Here is an 18,283-nt window from a genome sequence, read left to right as displayed (position 1 = left end):
GCAGTGGCGTTGGACTCAGTCCTGCTGCGGACCCAGCGCCGGGCCATCGTGCGACTCGCCCTTGGCCACCAGCGTGGTCAGGGCCAGGTCGCCGGTCACGTTCAGCGCGGTACGGCACATGTCCAGGAAGTGATTCACGCCCAGGATCAGGCCGATGCCCAGCGGATTCACACCGACCATCGCGCAGATCATCGCCACCACCGGCAGCGATCCCGACGGCACGCCGGCGGTACCGATGCCACCGAGGATGCAGACCGCCATCACCATGATCTGCTGGCCGATGCTCAGGTCCACGCCGAAGAACTGGGCCAGGAAGATCACCGTCACACCCTCGAACAGCGCGGTGCCGTTCTGGTTGGCGGTGGCACCCACGGTCAGCACGAAGCGCGACACGCGCTGCGGCAAGCCCATCTGGTCGGCCACGCGCAGCGCGGTCGGCAGGGTGGCATTGCTGGAGGCGGTGGAGAACGCCATCACCGTTGCTTCCTGGGTATCGCGGAAGAACGACAGCGGCGAGCGGCCGGACAGCCACACCGCGGTACCGTAGGTCACGATCATGTGCAGGCCCAGCGCCAGCACCACCACGCCCACATAGGCACCCAGGCGGATGATCAGCTCGAAGCCGAACAGCGCGGCCAGGTTGAACATAAAGCAGGCCACCGCATAAGGGGCCAGGCGGATGACCAGGTTGATCAGGGTCATCGAGATTTCGAACACGCCTTCGATGGCGCGGCGCAGCGGGGCAACCTTTTCATTGTCGGTCAGCACCATGCCGATGCCGAACATCAGCGCGAAGAACATCAGCGACAGGATCGCGCCGTTGTCCGACGCGGCCTGCAGCACGTTGCTCGGCACGATCGACAGCAGCATGTCCATGCCCTTCGGCGTGCCGTGGATGCCAGCGACGATTTCCTTGCTGCGCTCGGCGTTCTCCGAGAGCATCAGTGCCGCAGTCTGCGGATCGACGCCCGCGCCCGGCTTGAGCAGGTTGACCAGCACCAGGCCGATGCCCACCGCGATGCCGGACAGCAGCACGGTGTAGGCCAGGGTCTTCCAGCCGATGCGGCCGAGGGCGCGGATGTCGCCCATCTCCGACACGCCCATGATCAGCGCCGAGAAGATCAGCGGCACGATCAGCATGAAGATCAGGTTGAGGAACAGGCCCGACGCCGGGGTGGTGACGTAGTCCATTACCCACTTGGCACCAGCCTGCAGACCATCGACGCTGCCGCCCAGGGCGTGCACGATCAGTCCCAGGACCAGGCCGATCGCAAAGCCGATGCCCATCTTCCAATGCAGGGGCAACTTCTTCTTGTCGGCAGCAGCTGCTGTCATACGCGGGTTTCCTCGAAAAATGAATGCACTCTAACAAAGCGCGCAAGCGGCGCCGGTTCAGGTTCGCCGCGGCGGATACAGCGGCGCCAGGTCAGTGTCGGCGGTGCCCGCAGGCGCCGACCAGTGCGGTCCGTCACGGAAGACCTCGCGCAGGCGCGTGCGCAGCCGCGCCAGATCCCCCTGCCCGCCCCACCGCGCCTGCTGCAGGTCCTGTAGCACTTGACGCTGGGCTGCATCCCCAAGCCGCGCGATGACCTGCTCGATGCGTTCCACACCAGCCATCGCACACAGCTGTGCTTCCACCTGGTCGAAGCCCTCGCCATCCAGCGCGCGGCGCAGTTCTGCCAGGCCGGCACGCCCGCCCGCCGCAGTCGGCACAGAGGCCTTGCCCGCTACTGGCGCCACTGCGCGCGGGCGCCGACCTCGCTGCCAGCCCCACAGGAGAGTCAGCAGCCACAGCAACGCCAGGCCGATGGCCGCTGCCATCCACGGCCACGGACGCCCGGACAGGCCGCTGGCACGCGGATCGGTCGCGGCGATGCGGCTGTCCTGGCCATCGGCGCCCGGCAGCGCGGCATCGGTGTCGATCGGCGGCAATGGCGCCGGTGAGGCAGTGCCGGTGCCGGTGCCGGCCGCGACGGCCAGCGTCAGGTCCGGCAGCTTCGCCTCCTGCGCCTTGCCGTTACGCACATCCCACCAGGGCAGGCGCGGCCCCGGCACCACCAGCGAACCCGGCTGGCGCGGCACGATCGAATAGCGGCGGGTGATCTTCAGGCGCGGCGTGCTGCCGTTGAAGGTCTCTTCGTACTGTGCCGGTTCGGCGAACACCTGCGCATTGGTGCCGACATCCGGCACCGGCAGGTCGGTGAACTGCGCGCGCGTCGCGCCTTCGGCAACCGCTTCGACCACCACGTTGGCGGCCTCACCGGTGCGGGCACTGGTCGGCGCACTGGTGTAGCGCAGCTGCAGGCTCTGCAGTGGCAGCCACGGCTGCGGGGCCTGCGCCGGCTGTGCCTGCACCTGCAGCGTGCGGTCTGCGCCGGTGGCATTCATGCGGCCATCGCCACCGCCGAAGAAGTCGTCGAAGAAGCCACCCGCACTGCGCCCACTGAAACGGGCACCGGCCAGGCGCAACGCGCCGCTGCGCTCGGGGATCAGCAGGAAACGCCGTTCGACCACGTTGTAGCGGCGCCCGTTGACCTGGCGTACATCGGTGCGGTCGTCGCCCACACGCTGCAACGACGCGCCCGCCGGGGTATCCAGCACCAGCTCGCCGGAGGCCAGCTGCGAGGCGAAGTACAGCCGCACCACCACGCCCACGCTCTGCTGCACATACGGCGTATCGTCATCGACAACGGTTTCGATGAAGGCCATCGCATTGCTGTCGGGCCCCGCCACGGCGGCCGCATCGACCTGCAGCGTCAGCGGTGCGGTGCGCACACTGCCCACCTGCAGGCCCGGTACCACCAGCGCACCACTACGTCGTGGTGTCAGCGCCACGCCATACAGGTTGCGCTGCTGCATGCTGCCATTGCTCCATTCCACCTGGCGGCTGCTGGTCTGCCCGCTCAGGTCGAAGTCGGTGCGCAATGGCGTGAAGTCAGGGGCGCCCTGGTCGCTCTCGACATTGAGCGTGACCGTGTCGCCCATCGCGATGCGGTCGCGGTCCAGCCACGCGCGCGGCTGCGCCCAGGCCAGCAGCGGCAGCCACAACAGCAGCGCCGCCAGTACCTGTCGAGGCCAGTGCCCGTGCATGTTGATCGACCGCGTCATCGCCCTTCCCTCTTCCTGCGTTCGTTTTCCAGCTGGAACTTGGCCCGCAGCAATGCGCCCGGATCATCCGGCACACGCCGCATCCATGCCTCCACCGCCTGTTGCTCCTCGCGCTGGCGCGGCGTGCGGCCCTCACCACCCGGCACTGGCTTGTCCCCCTTGCCGGCCTCACCCTCGCGTGCCTGCTGCATCGCCTGCTGCATGCGCTGGCGCTGCTGTTCATCGGCCTGCGCCTGCGCCTTGGCATCTTCCACCTGCGGTGGTGCCTGCTGGCCATCGCGGCCACGTTCGCCAGGCTGAGGCTCCGACTGCGCGTTGTTGTCACCCGCCTTGGGCTGGCCCTGCTGGCCCGACGGCGGCTGGCCCTGGCCGGGTTGCTGCTGGCCCTGCTTCGGCTGTCCCTGTGGGTTCTGTTGGCCCTGCGGGCCCTGCGGTTGTTTCTGCTGCCCGTTCTGCGGTGGCTTCTGTTGATCCTGGCCTTGGCCGCCCCCGGATGGCCTGCGCTTGCGTGCGGCATCGACCACGGCGCGGTTGGCCACTGCATCGGCCATGCCCGGATGCAGCGCCAGTGCGCGGTCGTAGGCGGCGATCGCTTCGTCGTAGTTGCCTTCGCGTGCAAGCGTGTTGGCCAGGTTGTACCAACCGGCATCGCTGTCGATGCCTTCGAACTGTCTGCGTGCAGTGGCGAAGTCGCCCTTGCGGTAGGCCTGAACCCCCTCGGCCAGGCGTTGATGCTGCAGCTGGTCGCTGCGCTTCCACAGCGTGCCCTGCGCCGGCTGCGAGACAGGCGTCGCAGGGGCCTGCGCCTGCGCGTCATTCATCCATGGCAGCAGACCCACCGCGAGCACCGCGGCCAGCACCGCGCGACGGCGGAAGGCCAGCAATGCCAGCAGCATCACCGGCGGCAGCAACCAGAAGCCTTCGTCACGCCACTGCTTGCCTTCGCCCGGCCGCTGCGCCGCCGTGCCGTCGCGCGCGTCGAGTACACCGAGCGCACGCAGATCGCCGTCATCGGCAGAGATGCGCGCATAGCGGCCGCCACCGGCAGTGGCGACTGCACGCAGGCTGTCCTCATCCAGCGCGGCCTGGCGGATCTGCCCATTGCCATCGCGGTACGCCGCACCGGCAGGCGTGCCCAGGCCCAGCACCGACACCTGCAGGCCCAGGCTGCGTGCCTGCGCCGCCGCCAGTGCAGCTTCGCTGTCCGCCTGATCGCTGACCAGCAGGATCTGCCCCTGCAACGCGCCGATCTGCCGCATCAAGCGTGTCGCCCAGTCGATGCCGCGGTCGGCACGCTGGCCATCACGCGGCATCACGTCCGGCGACAGCGCATCCAGATACAACGCAACATTGCTGCCGTCGTCGGTCAGCGGCGCCACGGTGTAGGCATCATCGGCATACACCACCAGCCCCACCTGCCCGCCCTGGCGCGCGCGCAGCAGCTCGCCCACTTTCGCCCGCGCCTGCAGCAGGCGCGACGGCGGAAGATCGGTTGCCGTGATCCGGCTGGACAGGTCCAGCACCACCAGCAGCGGTGCGCTGGCCTGGAACATCGGTTGTGCCTGCTGGCGCCAGCTCGGCCCGGCCATGGCCAGCGATGCCAGTGTCCAGCCCAGCAGCAGCGCCCATGGCAGGCGCACTCGCCGCTTCGCGCCCGCGGCCAGCAGATGTGGCAACAGGTGTGCGTCCACCGCCTGCCGCCACGCATCACTGCGTCGCTGCCGGTACACCGCGAGCGCGAGGATCAGGGGCAACGCCAGCAGCGCCCACAACCACTCCGGTCGCAGGAAGTGCAATGCGCTCCAATCGGGGAGATTCGAAGCAAACGCGATCATCGGCGACGCTCCGGCCACAGCCAGGCCAGCACGCCCAGCAGCAACGCCAGCCCCAACGGCCAGGCATAGCGTTCTTCGCGCGGACGCAGGCTCGGCCCCTTCGCGGCGACCGGCTCCAGGCGATCGAGCTCGGCGTAGATCCCGGCCAGCTGCGCGGTGTCACGCGCGCGGAAGAACTGGCCACCGGTCATGCTGGCGATCTTCTTCAGGGTGGCCTCATCGACCGGATCCTGGTCGGTGGAAATCGGGATACCAAACAGGCGCATGCTGCCATCGCCGCCGAATGCAACCGTGTGGATGCGCACGCCTTCGGCGCGCGCGACTTCCGCGGCGCGCAGCGGCTCCAGCACACCGGCGTTGCTGACACCATCGGTCAACAGGATCAGCACGCGCTGTCCCTCCGGCTGGCTGCGCAGGCGCTTCACCGCCAGGCCGATGGCATCACCGATGGCGGTCTCGCGCCCGGCCAGGCCGACCACGCTGTCGCGCAGCTGATCGCGCACGCTGGCCAGGTCTGCGGTAAGCGGCGTAAGCGTGTAGGCGCGATCACCGAAAATCAGCAGGCCGACGCGGTCGCCGGCACGACGATCCAGGAAGTCGGCCAGCACGGCCTTGGCCGCGGTGAGGCGATCAACCGCCTGGGCTCCCAGCACCATGTCACCCTCGCCCATGCTGCCGGACACGTCCATCGCCAGCATCATCTGCCGGCCCTGCTGCGGCGGCGTGATGGCTTCGCCCAGCTGCTGCGGCCGTGCCAGCGCGATGCACAGCGCGCACCAGCCCAGCCATAGCAGCAGCGTGCGCAGCCACGACACGTCGACGCGGCCCCCACCGGACAGCGCTTCGAGCTCGGCGGCGGCGTAGGGCACACGCAGCGCGGCGCCCGGTTCTGCACGGCGCTTCCACCAGCGCATCAGCAACGGCAACGGCAGCGCGAGCAATGCCAGTGGCCATGCCAGCTGCAGGTCCGGCCATGGCCAATAGGTCGTCCAGAGGTTCATCGGCGGCGCTCCAGCAGCATCGCCAGATAGCGCTCGCGGGCCCAGCTGCGCACGGCCGCCACGTCGCTGCTGTCGACGCGTGGGCGATACGCGCCTTCGGCCAGCAGGCTGCGACGCGCATCGGGCAACGTGCCCTGCGGGTCTACACGCTGCCACCAGGCATCATCGCGCAGCGATTCACTGCCCGGCTTTGCACGGCGTGCGGCACGGCGCAGCAATCCGGCAATGGCCGCCAGTTCGGCCGCAGCGTCGGTGGTGGCTGCCAGTTCGCTATCGAACAGCTGCAACCAACGCTGGCGGCGACGGCGACGCCGCCACATCAGCACGGCGATCACCAACAGCACCAGCACAACCGCCGCGCCGACCATCAGGTAACCGGGGGCAGGCGGCCACCATGAAGGTGCCGGTGGCAACTGCACATCGCGCAGCGGCAGCGCGGCGCTCACGCCGGCACCTCGGTCGGTGATGGCGCCAGCCACGCGTCGCTGGGCGCATCCGTGGACAGCACCTGCACATCGACACGGCGTGCGCCGAGCTGGCGCCGCAGTTCCTGCAGCGGTTCGACGAAGTGTGCCTGCCAATGCGCCTGCACTTCACTGCGGCGCAGGTCGAGGCCGATGCGCTGCTGTGCGGTCTGGAACTGCAGCGCCGCCGAGGGGGGATGCAGTTCCAGCGGATCAACCAGCAGCACCAGGCTGAGATCGTGATGCTGGGCCAGCGCGCTCCAGCGCGCGGGCGGAATGCGGATGGCCTGCTGCGGATCGGCCAGCACCAGCATGCGTGCCCCCGGGCGCAGCACGCGACCGGCATGATCCAGTGCACGCGCCAGGCCCAGATCGTCGACCGGCGGCTGTGCATACCAGCGGGTCAGCGCGTCGAGCACGCGCAGCACGCCGCGTGGCCCGCCCGCAGGGGCAATCGGCGCTTCGCGGTCACTGCCGCGCAGCGCACCCACGCGGTCGCCGCGGCGCTGCGCCGACCACGCGGCAACCGCACCGGCACGGGCGGCCTGTACCGATTTGAAGCGCACGCGCGTGCCGAAGTACAGCGCCGGCGACGTATCGGCCACGATCAGGCTGACCCGCTCGCGCTCGGCCTGGAACAATTTGGTATGGGCGCGGCCGGTGCGCGCAGTCACGCGCCAATCGATGTGGCGCGCGTCGTCGCCAGCTACATATTCGCGCGACTCGGCGTATTCCATGCCGCGGCCGCGCAGTTGGGACGGTGCCTGGCCCGCGTTGCCGGTGCGGCCACGGCGCGGCGGCGGCGGACGCTGTGCCAGCCGCCGTAGCGCGACCAGTTCGGCCAGCTGCGGGCGCAGCCCGTCACCTTCGAGCGCGGACGGTGCCTGTTCCAGGGATGGATCGGTCATGCGCAGGCTCAGGGTGCCGGCACCCGGGCCAGCAGCTCCTGCACCAGGCGCTCGCCGTCCCAGCCCTCGGCGGTGGCTTCATAGCTGGGCAGCACGCGATGGCGCAGCACGTCGGCGGCGACTGCACGCACGTCGTCGGGCGTGACGAAGTCACGGCCGGCCAGCCACGCCCGCGCACGGGCACAGCGCTCCAGTGCGATGGAACCGCGCGGGCTTGCCCCCCAGGCGATGCGGCGGCCGAGGCCGGCGTCGTAGCGCGCGGGATCGCGCGAGGCCAGCACCAGTTCGATCAGGTAGCGCTCCAGTGCCGGTGCCATGTGCAGGTCCAGCACTTCGCGGCGGGCGTCGAACACGTCCTGCATCGGCATCTTGTCCGGCGCCGGCGCAGCCTCGCCCAATGCACCACGGGCACGCTCACGGGCCAGCCGCAGGATTTCCGATTCGGCGGCCTGGTCCGGGTAACCGATGCGCACATGCATCAGGAAACGGTCCAGCTGCGCTTCCGGCAGCGGGAAGGTGCCCTCCTGCTCGATCGGGTTCTGCGTGGCCATCACCAGGAACAGCGGCGGCAGCGCATAGGTATGGCGGCCAACCGTGACCTGGCGCTCGCCCATGGCCTCCAGCAGCGCCGACTGCACTTTGGCCGGTGCCCGGTTGATCTCGTCGGCCAGCAGGATCGGGTGGAAGATCGGGCCGGGCACGAACTCGAAGCGGCCCTCCTGCGGGCGCCAGATCTCGGTGCCGGTGAGGTCGGCCGGCAGCAGGTCAGGGGTGAACTGCACGCGGGCAAAGTCTGCTTCCAGGCGCGAGGCCAGTGCACGGATCGCCGTGGTCTTGGCCAGGCCCGGCGCGCCCTCCACCAGCAGATGGCCGTCGGCCAACAATGCAATCAGCAGGCGTTCGACCAGTGCCGCCTGGCCGACGATCTCGGCCGACAGCGCGTCGCGCAGCTGGGTGAACGCCGCATGCAGGCGGGAGGTGGCCGGCGCGGGCGGCGGCGAGACGGTTTCGGGCATCGGCGGTGGCAGGTTCATGGGGGCCTTTGACCGGCGCAGGACGGCACGGGTTCCCGACATCATCGCAGGGTGCCCTGCGATTGGCATCAAGAACCGCTGAACAGCCGTCCACGCTGGGCATGGATCTGCTTCGTGCATGCCGCCAGCCCAAACGAAGAAGGGCCGCACGGGGCGGCCCTTCTTCGAAGACTCCGGTGCGACGGCTCAGTTCTGCTTGGCCACGCGCAGCACCTTCGGGGTGACGAACACCAGCAGCTCGGCCTTGTCCTTGTTGCGACCGCGCTTCTTGAACAGGTTGCCCAGGAACGGCACGTCGCCCAGGAACGGCACCTTGCTGATGCTGTTGCGATCGGTGAACTCGTAGACGCCACCGATCACCACGGTCTGCCCATCCTCGACCAGCACCGCGGTGTTGACTTCGCGTCGGTTGATCGACGGCACGGTGCCGTAGCCCTCCAGCTGGATCAGCTGGTCGACTTCGTCCTTCTTCACCTGCATGTTGAGGAACACGCGGTTGTCGTTGGTGATGGTCGGGGTGACCTTCAGCTCCAGCACCACTTCCTTGAACTGCACGTTCGGCGTCGCCACGCCGCCAGCGGTACCACCGCTGATGGTGACGTAGCCGATTTCCTTGCCCTGCTTGATCATCGCTTCGCGCTGGTTGGTGGTGACCACGCGCGGGTTGGAGATCACCTCGCCTCGCGATTCCTGCTGCATGGCAGACAGCTCCACGTCCAGCAGGTAACCGGCATTGAGGATCGACAGCGCCAGCGAACCCGGGTTGCTGGCGGCGGCCACCGGCAGGTTCCAGTTCAGGCCGCGGGTGATCGCCGAGCCGGACTTCACCGGCGGCGGGCCGACCCGGCCACCGGCTTCCCAGTCACGCTCGGCCTTGGCATTGGCCAGGTCGGTCGCAACCTGCGACTCACGGGTCTTCGCATTGGCATCCAGGCTACCGCTGAAGTACACGTTGTCGCGGCTGCCGCTGACACCGAACTTCGCGCCCAGCTCGCGGGCGAAGGTGTCGGTAGCGATGACGATGCGGCTTTCGATCAGCACCTGGTCGACCGGGCGGTCGATCACGTTGATCAGCTCGCGCATGCGCGCGATCTTCTTCGGGATGTCGCTGATCATCAGCGTGTTGGTGCGCTCGTCGGCCACGATGCGGCCGCGCGAGGACAGGAAGCCACTGTCTTCCTGCGAGGAGCTGCCCGAACCACCACCACTGCCACCACCACCGCTGCCGCCGATGCCCTTGGCCTCGGTCAGCGCTTTGAAGATCTGCGTGGCGCTGTGGTAGTTGATCTGGATGTAGTCGGTCTGCAGGTCTTCGCGGTTCTCGATGGCGATGCGCGCGTCTTCCTTTTCCTGCTCGAACTTGGCCAGTTCGGCCTGCGGCGCCACCCAGATCACGCTGCCGTCGCGACGCTTGTCCAGGCCCTTGGCGCGCAGGACGATGTCCAGCGCCTGGTCCCACGGCACATTGACCAGGCGCAGGGTCACGTTGCCCTGCACCGAGTCGGACGCCACCACGTTCAGGTTGGACTCCTCGGCGATCAACTGCAGCACGGTGCGCACCGGCACGTCCTGGAAGTTGAAGGTCACCGGCTTGCCGGTGAAGCCGCGCTGGCCGACGGCCTTGGCCGCCTGGGTGACGCTGCCGGCGGTGACCGCACCCACGGCGGCTTGGGCCTGGCGCGGGCTGATCTCGACCACGTATTCGTTGCCGCTCTGGTAGGCCAGCGACTCCACCGCGCCACCGGTGCTCAGCACCAGTTGGGTGCCGGCGCCCGACGGCTTGGCGTCGATGCGCTGTACCGGCGTGGCGAAGTCGGTGACGTTCATCGGCTTCTGCAGGTTGGCCGGCAGCCGGGCATTGCCGACGTCGACCACCACGCTGTTGCCCTGCGTGCGCAGGTCAGGGATCGCGCCCTGCCCGTCGAACTGCACGATCAGGCGCCCGGCGCCGTCATCGCCACGCTTGAAATCGATCTTGGCCACCGACAGGCCCGCCGGCGCGGCGGCCGGTGCCACGGTGGCGCCCACCGGCTTTTCCGCCGGTGCGGCAGCCAGCGCCGGAGCGCAGGCCAGCATCAGCGCGACTCCCAGCGCGCTGACACGGTTCAAGGTAGAGCGCCGGATGGGACGCAGCCCCTTGGCTTGGTGAAAGGTCATCGTGCTATCCCCAGTAAACGATCATTGATCTTCAAGCGAGAGCGTTGCCGGCCGTTCCAGCCAGCCACCCGCGCCATCCGGCACCAGTTCGATCAGCTCCACGCGGTCTTCGAAGACCGCCGTGACCCGCCCGTCGCTCTGCCCCAGGTAACCGCCCGGGCGAACCCGGTAGGTGACCTTGTCCGGCCCCATCACCAGCGCCACGGTACCTGCGCCGGTACCGATGGTGCCGACCATGTCCAGCGCATCCAGCGGGAAGCCTTCCAACGGCTCCTTGCGCCGGTTCGGGTCCGGTCGCAATCCGCCGTTCCCCTGCTGCGGATTGGTCCAGGCATCGGTGAACGGATCGCGCATGCCCTGCGCGGAGTATTCAAAGGTCTCGAACTGCTGCATCACCGGCAGCGGCTCCAGCGGTTGCGCCGGTCGCGCGCGCTCGCCTTCCACCCACTTCTCAAGGTTCGGTGCGTCGCCGGGCGTGCTGGTCACGCCACGGCCGCAACCAGCCAGCAGCAGCACAGCCAGCACCATCGCACCACGTACGGTCTGCGCGCGCATCACTTCTTGCCCTCCTTGCCAGCGTCGGACGCCTGCTGCGCCTGCACCTCGGTCTCGTCCAGGTAGCGGTAGGTCTTGACCGTACCGGACAGTTCCAGTGCACCGCTGCGGACGTTGCCGCCGGTCTTTTCCTTGGGCTTGAGGTTGATGTCATGCATGGTCAGGATCACCACCCGCGGCAGCGAGGCCACGCCACTGACGAACGCGCCGAACTGGTGGTAACTGCCCACCATGCGCAGCTTGATCGGCTTCTCGGCGTAGAACTCCTTGATCTGCTCCTGCTCCGGCTCGAACAGCTCGTTGGTCAGGCCGCTGGACAGCGCGGTCTGCGAGATGTCGATGATCAGGTCGGGCATTTCGGTCTTGCTCGGCAGCTGCCGCAGCATCTGCTGCAGCACCTGCTCCATCTGCGCCAGCTGCTGCTTCAGCGGCCCCAGGTTCACCGCGCGTTCCTGCTGCTTGGTGAACTCGGTGCGCAGCTCGACTTCCTTCGATTCCAGGCCGGCCAGTTCTTCGCGCTTGCCGCTGATCAGCAGCATCCACGCCACGAACATGATGACCAGCGCCAGCAACGAGCAGAAGACGATCTTGGCCTTCTGCGGCCAGTTGCCGATGTCGTTGAAATCCAGGTTCTTGATGTCGATCTTCTGGCTCATGCGCGGTCCCCCTGCAGCAGCGCATTGAAGGCCTGCGGCGGCTGCGCCAGGCGGCTGCCCTCAGGCTTCGGGGCAGGTGCCGGGGCCGGCGCGGCGGCCGGAGCGGCCGGTTGGTTCGGCTTGGCCGGCGTGGCCGGTGCAGTGGCCGGTGCGGCGGGAGCTGCTGCCGGCTGGCCCGCTGCCGGGGCCGCAGGCGTCGCGGCATCCGGACCTGCGGCCAACGGTGCCACCGGTGCCGGCGCAGCCGTCGCCACCGAGCCATCGGCGTTCAGGCCCGGCGTCGCCGACACCTCTTCGCTCTGTGCCGGCAGTTTCACCTTGACCACGAACACGTAGGGCAGCGCCTTGATGTCGGCCAGCGGGCCGGCCTTGCCGTCCTTGTCCTTCTCCGGGTCACGCGCTTCGATGATCGACAGCTCCGGGTTGGTCATCCAGCCGGAGGTCTCCAGGTTGCGCATGTAGGCCGAAACGCGGGCGTTGGACTGGGTGCGGCCTTCCAGCGTCAGTACATCCCCTTCCTGCTTCAGCGCGGTCAGCACCACGCCGTCGGGAATGGTGCGCACCAGCGCGTCGAACAGGTGGACCATCTGCGAGCGCTTGGCCTGCAGCTCCTCGATCACCTTCTTGCGCGCCAGCAGGCGTTCCTTCTGCGCGTCGAGGCGGTCGATCTCCTTGTTCTGTTCCTTGACCTTCTCGATCTCGGCTTCCAGATAGGCATTGCGGTCCATCTGGCCGCTCACCTGACGGTCGTAGTAGAACCAGATCATCAGCGACAGCAGCAGGCCACCGACGGCGGCCATGCCCAGCATTGCGTAGAACTCGCGCTGGCGTTGCTTGCGCCGCTCGGCGCGCCAGGGCAATAGATTGATGCGTGCCATCAGTCAAAGCTCCTCAGCGCCAGACCGGTCGCGATCATCAGCGCGGGGGCATCCTGGGCCAACGCATGCGCGTTCACCTTCGGCCCCAGGGTCATCTGCGCCAGCGGGTTGGCGACCACGGTCGGCACGCCCAGCTGTTCCTCGACCATCTCCGGCAGGCCACCGAGCACGGCGCAGCCGCCGGCCAGCACGATGTGATCGACGCGGTTGAATTCGCTGCCTGCGTAGAAGAACTGCAGCAGGCGGCTGATCTGCTGGACCGTGGCTTCCTTGAACGGCTCCAGCACTTCCATCTCGTAGCTTTCCGGCAGGCCGCCCTGGCGCTTGGCCAGCCCGGCTTCCTCGTAGCTCAGCCCGTAGCGGCGCATGATCTCGTCGGTCAGCTGCTTGCCACCGAACACCTGCTCGCGGCTGTAGAGGCTGCGGCCGCCGCGCAGGACATTGAGGGTGGTCATGGTGGCGCCGATATCGACCAGCGCGACCACGCCGTCGATGGATACCGGCAGCTCGCTGGCGACCAGGGCGTAGGCGTTCTCGACCGCGAAGGCCTCCACGTCCATCACCTTGGCCTGCAGGCCACCGAGTTCCAGCGCGGACTGGCGCAGCTCGACATTCTCCGAACGCGACGCGGCCAGCAGCACCTGGACCATCTCCGGGTTGTTCGGGATCGACCCGATCACCTCGAAGTCCAGGTTCACTTCCTCGATCGGATACGGAATGTAGTTGACCGCTTCCAGCTCGATCTGGGCTTCCATGTCGTTTTCGTCGAGATCGGCCGGCATCGGGATCACCTTGGTGATCACTGCCGACCCCGCGACGGCGGCAGCGGCCAATTTGGCCTTGCTGCCTGAACGGTTCATCGCCCGACGGATGGCCTCACCCACGGCCTCCACTTCAACGATGTTTTTCTCCACCACCGCATTGGGCGGCAGAGGTTCCACAGCGTAATGTTCCACGCGGAAACGATTGCCGCTGCGGGACAGCTGCAAAAGCTTTACCGCAGTCGAACTGATGTCGACGCCTACGAGCGGCGACTGACTTTTTGGGATGAGCCCCACGGTTTCTCCCCTGCCGACGGGCACTTGGACGCAAGACCTGCGCCCAAGCATTAATAACGTATTCTTAGCAAATGGCAACGGCCCTGCTGTGAATTCCTTCACGGATTCACCATGCAGCCCCTGACTGTTCCCCTTGCGCTCCCCGGTGCCGACCCCAGCCGGCACCTTGCGTAATCTATACTCTGCGACCACGAAATTCGCAATCGGAATCTGAACCCGATGACTCGACTCCGCCGCTGGCTGCGCTGGATCTTCTTGATTGTCCTGGTCCTGGCGCTGATCGGCGCGGCCGCCGTGGGCGGTCTGTACTACGCCGTTTCCTCCAAGCTTCCCGACGTGCAGACCCTGCGCGACGTGGAAATGCAGGAGCCGATGTACGTCTATGCTGCCGATGGCAAGCTGATGGCGGTGTTCGGCGAGACCCGGCGGACCCCGATCACCATGAAGGACGTGCCGGAGAAGCTGAAGCAGGCCTTCCTGGCGACCGAGGACGCCCGCTTCTACGAGCACGGCGGCGTGGACTACATGGGCATCGGCCGGGCGGTCTGGCTGCTGGCCACCACCAGCGACAAGCGCGTGCCGGGTGGCTCCACCATCACCCAGCAGGTGGCCCGCCAGTTCTTCCTCAGCTCCGAGTACAGCTACACCCGCAAGCTGGCCGAGATCCTGCTGGCGCGGAAGATCGAGTCCGAGCTGAGCAAGGACGAGATCTTCGAGCTGTACCTGAACAAGAGTTTCTTCGGCAACCGCGCCTACGGCGTGGCCGCTGCCGCCGAGTTCTATTACGGCAAGAAACTGAACGAGCTGGACCTGGATGAGATGGCCTCGCTGGCCGGCATCCCCAAGTTCCCCTCGTCGGGCAACCCGATCTCCAACCCGGAGCGTGCCCGCCAGCGCCGCGACAACTACGTGCTGCAGCGCATGGCCGACCTGAAATTCGTCAGCCAGGCCGAGGCCGACGCGGCCAAGGCCGTGCCGATGCACGCCACCGCGCATGAGCCGCCGGTGCAGGTCGATGCTCCGTACGTGGCCGAGCTGGTGCGCCAGGAGATGATCGCCCGCTTCGGCGGCGACGTGGTCAACAAGGGCTATCACGTCACCACTACCATCGACTCCACCCTGCAGACCGCCGCGAACCAGTCGGTGCGCGACGGCCTGCTGCTGTACGACCACCGCCACGGCTGGCACGGCGTGGAGAAGCAGGTGCAGGTGGGTGCCGGCGAAGACGCCGCCGCCCTGGCCGAGCACCTGCGCGGCATGTACGGCCAAGCCGGCCTGCTGCCGGCGATCGTCGCCAGCACCGGCGCCGACGGCAGCGCCACCGTGGTGCTGGCCAACCGCAGCGAGATCGTGCTGCCGGCCGGCGCCGCCAAGTGGACCAACAAGACCCCGGGCAAGCTGGTGCAGCGCGGTGACATCGTGCGCGTGCGCGCCGGGGCCAAGGAGGGCGAGTGGCTGCTGGACCAGATCCCGCGCGGCCAGTCCGCGCTGGTCTCGCTGGATGCCCACAGCGGCGCGCTGAAGGCGCTGGTGGGTGGCTTCAGCTTCTCCGGCAACAAGTTCAACCGCGCCACCCAGGCCCGCCGCCAGCCGGGTTCGAGCTTCAAGCCATTCGTCTACGCAGCCGCCTTCGACAAGGGCTACAACCCGGCCTCGATCGTGCTCGACGCCCCGGTCGTGTTCCGCGACCGCCGCGGCAAGACCTGGGCCCCGCAGAACGACGGCGGCGGCTTCCGCGGCCCGATGCGTCTGCGCGAAGCGCTGGTGCAGTCACGCAACCTGGTGTCGGTGCGCCTGCTCGATGGCATGGGCGTGGACTACGCACGCAAGTACATCAGCGAGTTTGGCTTTGCCGAATCGGAGCTGCCGCCGAACCTGTCGATGTCGCTGGGCACCGCCTCGCTGACCCCGCTGTCGGTGGCGCGCGGCTACGCCGTGTTCGCCAACGGCGGCTCGCGCGTGGACACCTGGCTGATCGACCAGGTCAATGACCGCGACGGCAACCTGGTGTTCAAGGAAAACCCGGCGCTGGCCTGCCGCGACTGCGCCGGCAGCAGCGACCAGCCGGTCAACCAGGTGGTGGACGGCTTCAACTTCGGCGCTCCGGCCCCGAAGGTGGACCCGGCCGCCGCAGCCAAGGCCGAAGCCAAGGTCGAAACCCCGGCGGCACCGGCCAACCCGGATGCCCGCACTGCCCCGCGCGCGATCGACGCCCGCACCGCCTACCAGCTGGTATCGATGATGCGCGACGTGGTCCAGCGCGGCACCGGCGTGCAGGCCAAGGTGCTCGGCCGCGAAGACGTGGGCGGCAAGACCGGCTCCACCAACGACCACCGCGATGCCTGGTTCTCCGGCTTCGGCGGCCCGTACGTGACCACCGTGTGGGTGGGCCGCGACGACTTCCGCTCGCTGGGCTACCGCGAGTACGGTGGCAAGGCGGCGCTGCCGATCTGGATCGACTACATGCGCACCGCGCTGAAGGACACCCCGATCGCGCAGAACGACCCGCCCAGCGGCATGGTCCAGGCCACCCTCAACGGCGCGACCGAGTGGGTGAAGGTGGAAGACATGGACCGCCTGACCGACTACGACCTGAACCTCAATACGCCGCAGGCCGACGCCGCCGCGTTCGATATCTTCTGAGGAAGGGTCCGGTGGGTGCCAACGGTGAGTTGGCACCGATGCAGCTGTAGAGCCGAGCCCATGCTCGGCTCCGGGCGCCTGCGATAGAGCAGCCGAGCATGGGCTCGGCTCTACAGGATCAACGGCACCCGCTTGCTGGCCTCAATGAAATACCCACGCGGATGTCACATCCGTGCGCTAGTCTGTAGCCAGGTCGCAACAGGAGTCATCGCATGCATCGCGCCCGTCAGCATGCTGCCAGCCAGACCCGCGAGCGGCGCCATCGCCTCGCCCACGAAGCCGCCCGCCTGATGGCCGAAGGCGGCATCCGCGACTACCATCAGGCCAAGTTGAAGGCCGCCAGCCGGCTAGGCATCCACGACGATGCCTCCCTGCCCCGCAACACCGAGATCGAAGACGCCCTGCGCGAGTACCAGCGGCTGTTCTCCGGCCCCCAGCACGGCAACGAACTGCAGCGCCGCCGCGAAGCCGCGATGCGCGCGCTGGAGTTCCTGCACGGCTTCGCACCGCGCTTGGCCGGCCCGGTGCTGGAGGGCACCGCCGACGCCAACAGCCCCGTACAGCTGCACCTGCACAGCGACGACCCGGAAGCCGTGCACCGCTTCCTGGACGAGCACGGCATTCCCGCCGAGTCGCGGACGCGCCGACTGCGGATGGACCGCGAACGGAGCCTGGACGTGCCGGTGTGGGTGTTCAGCGCCGAGGAGCTGACCTTCGACCTGGCCGTGCTGCCGTATGACGCCCTGCGCCAGGCGCCCTTGTCGCCGGTGGACGAGAAGCCGATGCGACGCGCGTCTGTCGCACAGTTGCGGCAGCTGCTGGCCGAGGCGGAGATCACCGCGTACATCGGGGGGTGACGGTTGCGCCGACCTTGGGTGGTTCCGGCCTTGGGGGGTGCGGACCGTTGGTCCGCACTGCGCTTCAGACATTCGGACACCTGACCGAAGAGCAGCCGAGCATGGCTCGGCTCTACAGAAGGCGCGTTGCCTGCTTCCTTCTTCTGGTGGGTGCGGACCGTTGGTCCGCACGGTGCTTCAGGCATCCGGACACCTGGCCCAAGAGCAGCCGAGCATGGCTCGGCTCTACAGAAGGCGCGTTGCCTGCTTCCTTCTTCTGGTGGGTGCGGACCGTTGGTCCGCACGATGCATCAGGCATCCGGACACCTGGTCCAAGAGCAGCCGAGCATGGCTCGGCTCTACAGAAGGCGCGCTGCCCTACCAGACATCATGGTGCTGCTCCTCCGGCTCATCGCCAAGCAGGCGCATCAGCCACGGTGCTCCCACCCGCTGCGGGTACGCCATCATCATCCGCGCGTGCATGTTCTGCAGATCGCCCAGCAACCAAGTCTGGTTGTAGACATCGCCGAACGGGTCCGACCACGCCGTCTGTATCCGCGCGCGCTCACCGCCGTTGAGGTTGGGCATCCTGTCCAACGGCACCTCCAGCACCGGCTCCAGCCCCCGGTTGATGGCCGCGTTCTCCGCCTCCGCCGCACGCATGAGCTCCAGCCGGTGGCTCACCTGCCAGCATGGGAAGGGGAAGCAGCTGCCCGTGGCTTCGATGTATGCCGCCATGTCGGCCAGCATGTGGGCTTTCAGCTGCCACACCCTCTCACTGTCCAGCAGTTGTCGCACCCGCAGGGTGCGCAGCGTTCCCGCGCGGACGTCTTCCGGCGTGGTGAACGGCTCGCCCGGTGTCGGGCCGCCATGCCGCACCAGCACGATGCGGTGGATCGCTTCCTGGGTGATGTTCTCCACGCGCAGCGCGGCAGCCTCCGGATGCACGCGCGGTGGCGGCACGCTCGCCACCCGCCAGTGGTACCAGAGCACCAGCACCATGCCCACCAGGCACAACAAGGTGAACTGCACCCAGCGATCCAGATTGCGGGTGTAGTAGTAGAAACGCGCCCGCCACAGATAGAACGTGCGGTAGCTGATGAATCGGCTTACCCATCGATACATTGCCATCTCCTCGGCAAGGACCCCG

Annotated in this window: 15 protein-coding genes; 2 read left to right on the top strand and 13 right to left on the bottom strand. The window is 67.9% G+C overall.

Translation table 11 applies throughout. The features are described from left to right. Positions 1-15 precede the first annotated feature (15 nt). From AC5P8R_RS02475 to AC5P8R_RS02420, 12 genes are all read right to left on the bottom strand, one after another. Positions 16-1,335, bottom strand: a complete 1,320-nt coding sequence (locus AC5P8R_RS02475; protein WP_014648249.1) for a dicarboxylate/amino acid:cation symporter — start codon at positions 1,333-1,335, stop codon at positions 16-18. Between the two features lie 57 nt (positions 1,336-1,392). Further along, positions 1,393-3,108: a BatD family protein gene (locus tag AC5P8R_RS02470; protein ID WP_227864371.1), complete on the bottom strand. Its 1,716-nt coding sequence runs from the start codon at positions 3,106-3,108 to the stop codon at positions 1,393-1,395. Beyond that, on the bottom strand, positions 3,105-4,943 hold the full coding sequence (locus tag AC5P8R_RS02465; RefSeq protein WP_495222960.1) for a VWA domain-containing protein: 1,839 nt from the start codon (positions 4,941-4,943) through the stop codon (positions 3,105-3,107). The genes AC5P8R_RS02470 and AC5P8R_RS02465 overlap by 4 nt, the downstream gene beginning before the upstream one ends. Beyond that, entirely contained in the window at positions 4,940-5,944 is a 1,005-nt protein-coding gene (locus AC5P8R_RS02460) for a vWA domain-containing protein (RefSeq protein ID WP_014648252.1), read from the bottom strand. The genes AC5P8R_RS02465 and AC5P8R_RS02460 overlap by 4 nt, the downstream gene beginning before the upstream one ends. Beyond that, positions 5,941-6,390, bottom strand: a complete 450-nt coding sequence (locus tag AC5P8R_RS02455) for a DUF4381 family protein (RefSeq protein WP_014648253.1) — start codon at positions 6,388-6,390, stop codon at positions 5,941-5,943. Before AC5P8R_RS02455 ends, AC5P8R_RS02460 begins: the two co-directional genes overlap by 4 nt. Then, positions 6,387-7,316 (bottom strand): DUF58 domain-containing protein, encoded by a 930-nt coding sequence (locus AC5P8R_RS02450; protein ID WP_046432294.1) that lies wholly within the window; start codon positions 7,314-7,316, stop codon positions 6,387-6,389. The genes AC5P8R_RS02455 and AC5P8R_RS02450 overlap by 4 nt, the downstream gene beginning before the upstream one ends. Positions 7,317-7,324: 8 nt before the next feature. Further along, positions 7,325-8,350: an AAA family ATPase gene (locus AC5P8R_RS02445; RefSeq protein ID WP_014648255.1), complete on the bottom strand. Its 1,026-nt coding sequence runs from the start codon at positions 8,348-8,350 to the stop codon at positions 7,325-7,327. A gap of 186 nt (positions 8,351-8,536) precedes the next feature. Continuing rightward, positions 8,537-10,507 (bottom strand): type IV pilus secretin PilQ, encoded by a 1,971-nt coding sequence (locus AC5P8R_RS02440; RefSeq protein ID WP_262224771.1) that lies wholly within the window; start codon positions 10,505-10,507, stop codon positions 8,537-8,539. Between the two features lie 21 nt (positions 10,508-10,528). Next, positions 10,529-11,062, bottom strand: a complete 534-nt coding sequence (locus AC5P8R_RS02435) for a pilus assembly protein PilP (protein ID WP_005418914.1) — start codon at positions 11,060-11,062, stop codon at positions 10,529-10,531. Next, positions 11,062-11,718 (bottom strand): type IV pilus inner membrane component PilO, encoded by a 657-nt coding sequence (locus AC5P8R_RS02430; RefSeq protein ID WP_014648258.1) that lies wholly within the window; start codon positions 11,716-11,718, stop codon positions 11,062-11,064. Before AC5P8R_RS02430 ends, AC5P8R_RS02435 begins: the two co-directional genes overlap by 1 nt. Beyond that, positions 11,715-12,596 carry a PilN domain-containing protein gene (locus tag AC5P8R_RS02425; protein WP_014648259.1) on the bottom strand — a complete coding sequence of 294 codons (882 nt, stop codon included), beginning with the start codon at positions 12,594-12,596 and terminating at the stop codon, positions 11,715-11,717. The genes AC5P8R_RS02430 and AC5P8R_RS02425 overlap by 4 nt, the downstream gene beginning before the upstream one ends. Beyond that, positions 12,596-13,654, bottom strand: coding sequence for a pilus assembly protein PilM (locus tag AC5P8R_RS02420; RefSeq protein WP_014038321.1), 1,059 nt, complete (start codon positions 13,652-13,654; stop codon positions 12,596-12,598). Before AC5P8R_RS02420 ends, AC5P8R_RS02425 begins: the two co-directional genes overlap by 1 nt. A 219-nt stretch (positions 13,655-13,873) precedes the next feature. Here AC5P8R_RS02420 and AC5P8R_RS02415 point away from each other — a divergent pair, with 219 nt between their 5' ends. Continuing rightward, on the top strand, positions 13,874-16,297 hold the full coding sequence (locus AC5P8R_RS02415; RefSeq protein ID WP_014648261.1) for a penicillin-binding protein 1A: 2,424 nt from the start codon (positions 13,874-13,876) through the stop codon (positions 16,295-16,297). A 212-nt stretch (positions 16,298-16,509) separates the two neighbouring features. Then, the gene (locus AC5P8R_RS02410) at positions 16,510-17,154 is read left to right on the top strand and encodes a hypothetical protein (protein ID WP_043034094.1); all 645 of its coding nucleotides are present in this window, start codon (positions 16,510-16,512) and stop codon (positions 17,152-17,154) included. Positions 17,155-17,511: 357 nt separating this feature from the next. Here the strand turns inward: AC5P8R_RS02410 and AC5P8R_RS02405 are convergent, their stop codons facing one another. After that, a complete protein-coding gene (locus tag AC5P8R_RS02405; RefSeq protein ID WP_014648263.1) occupies positions 17,512-18,258 on the bottom strand; it encodes a membrane protein in 747 nt (248 codons plus the stop codon). Between the last annotated feature and the right edge of the window lie 25 nt (positions 18,259-18,283).

It is taken from the genome of Stenotrophomonas sp. YJH_SMC_73, assembly GCF_059370155.1.
This window is presented reverse-complemented; position numbering and strand designations above follow the sequence as displayed.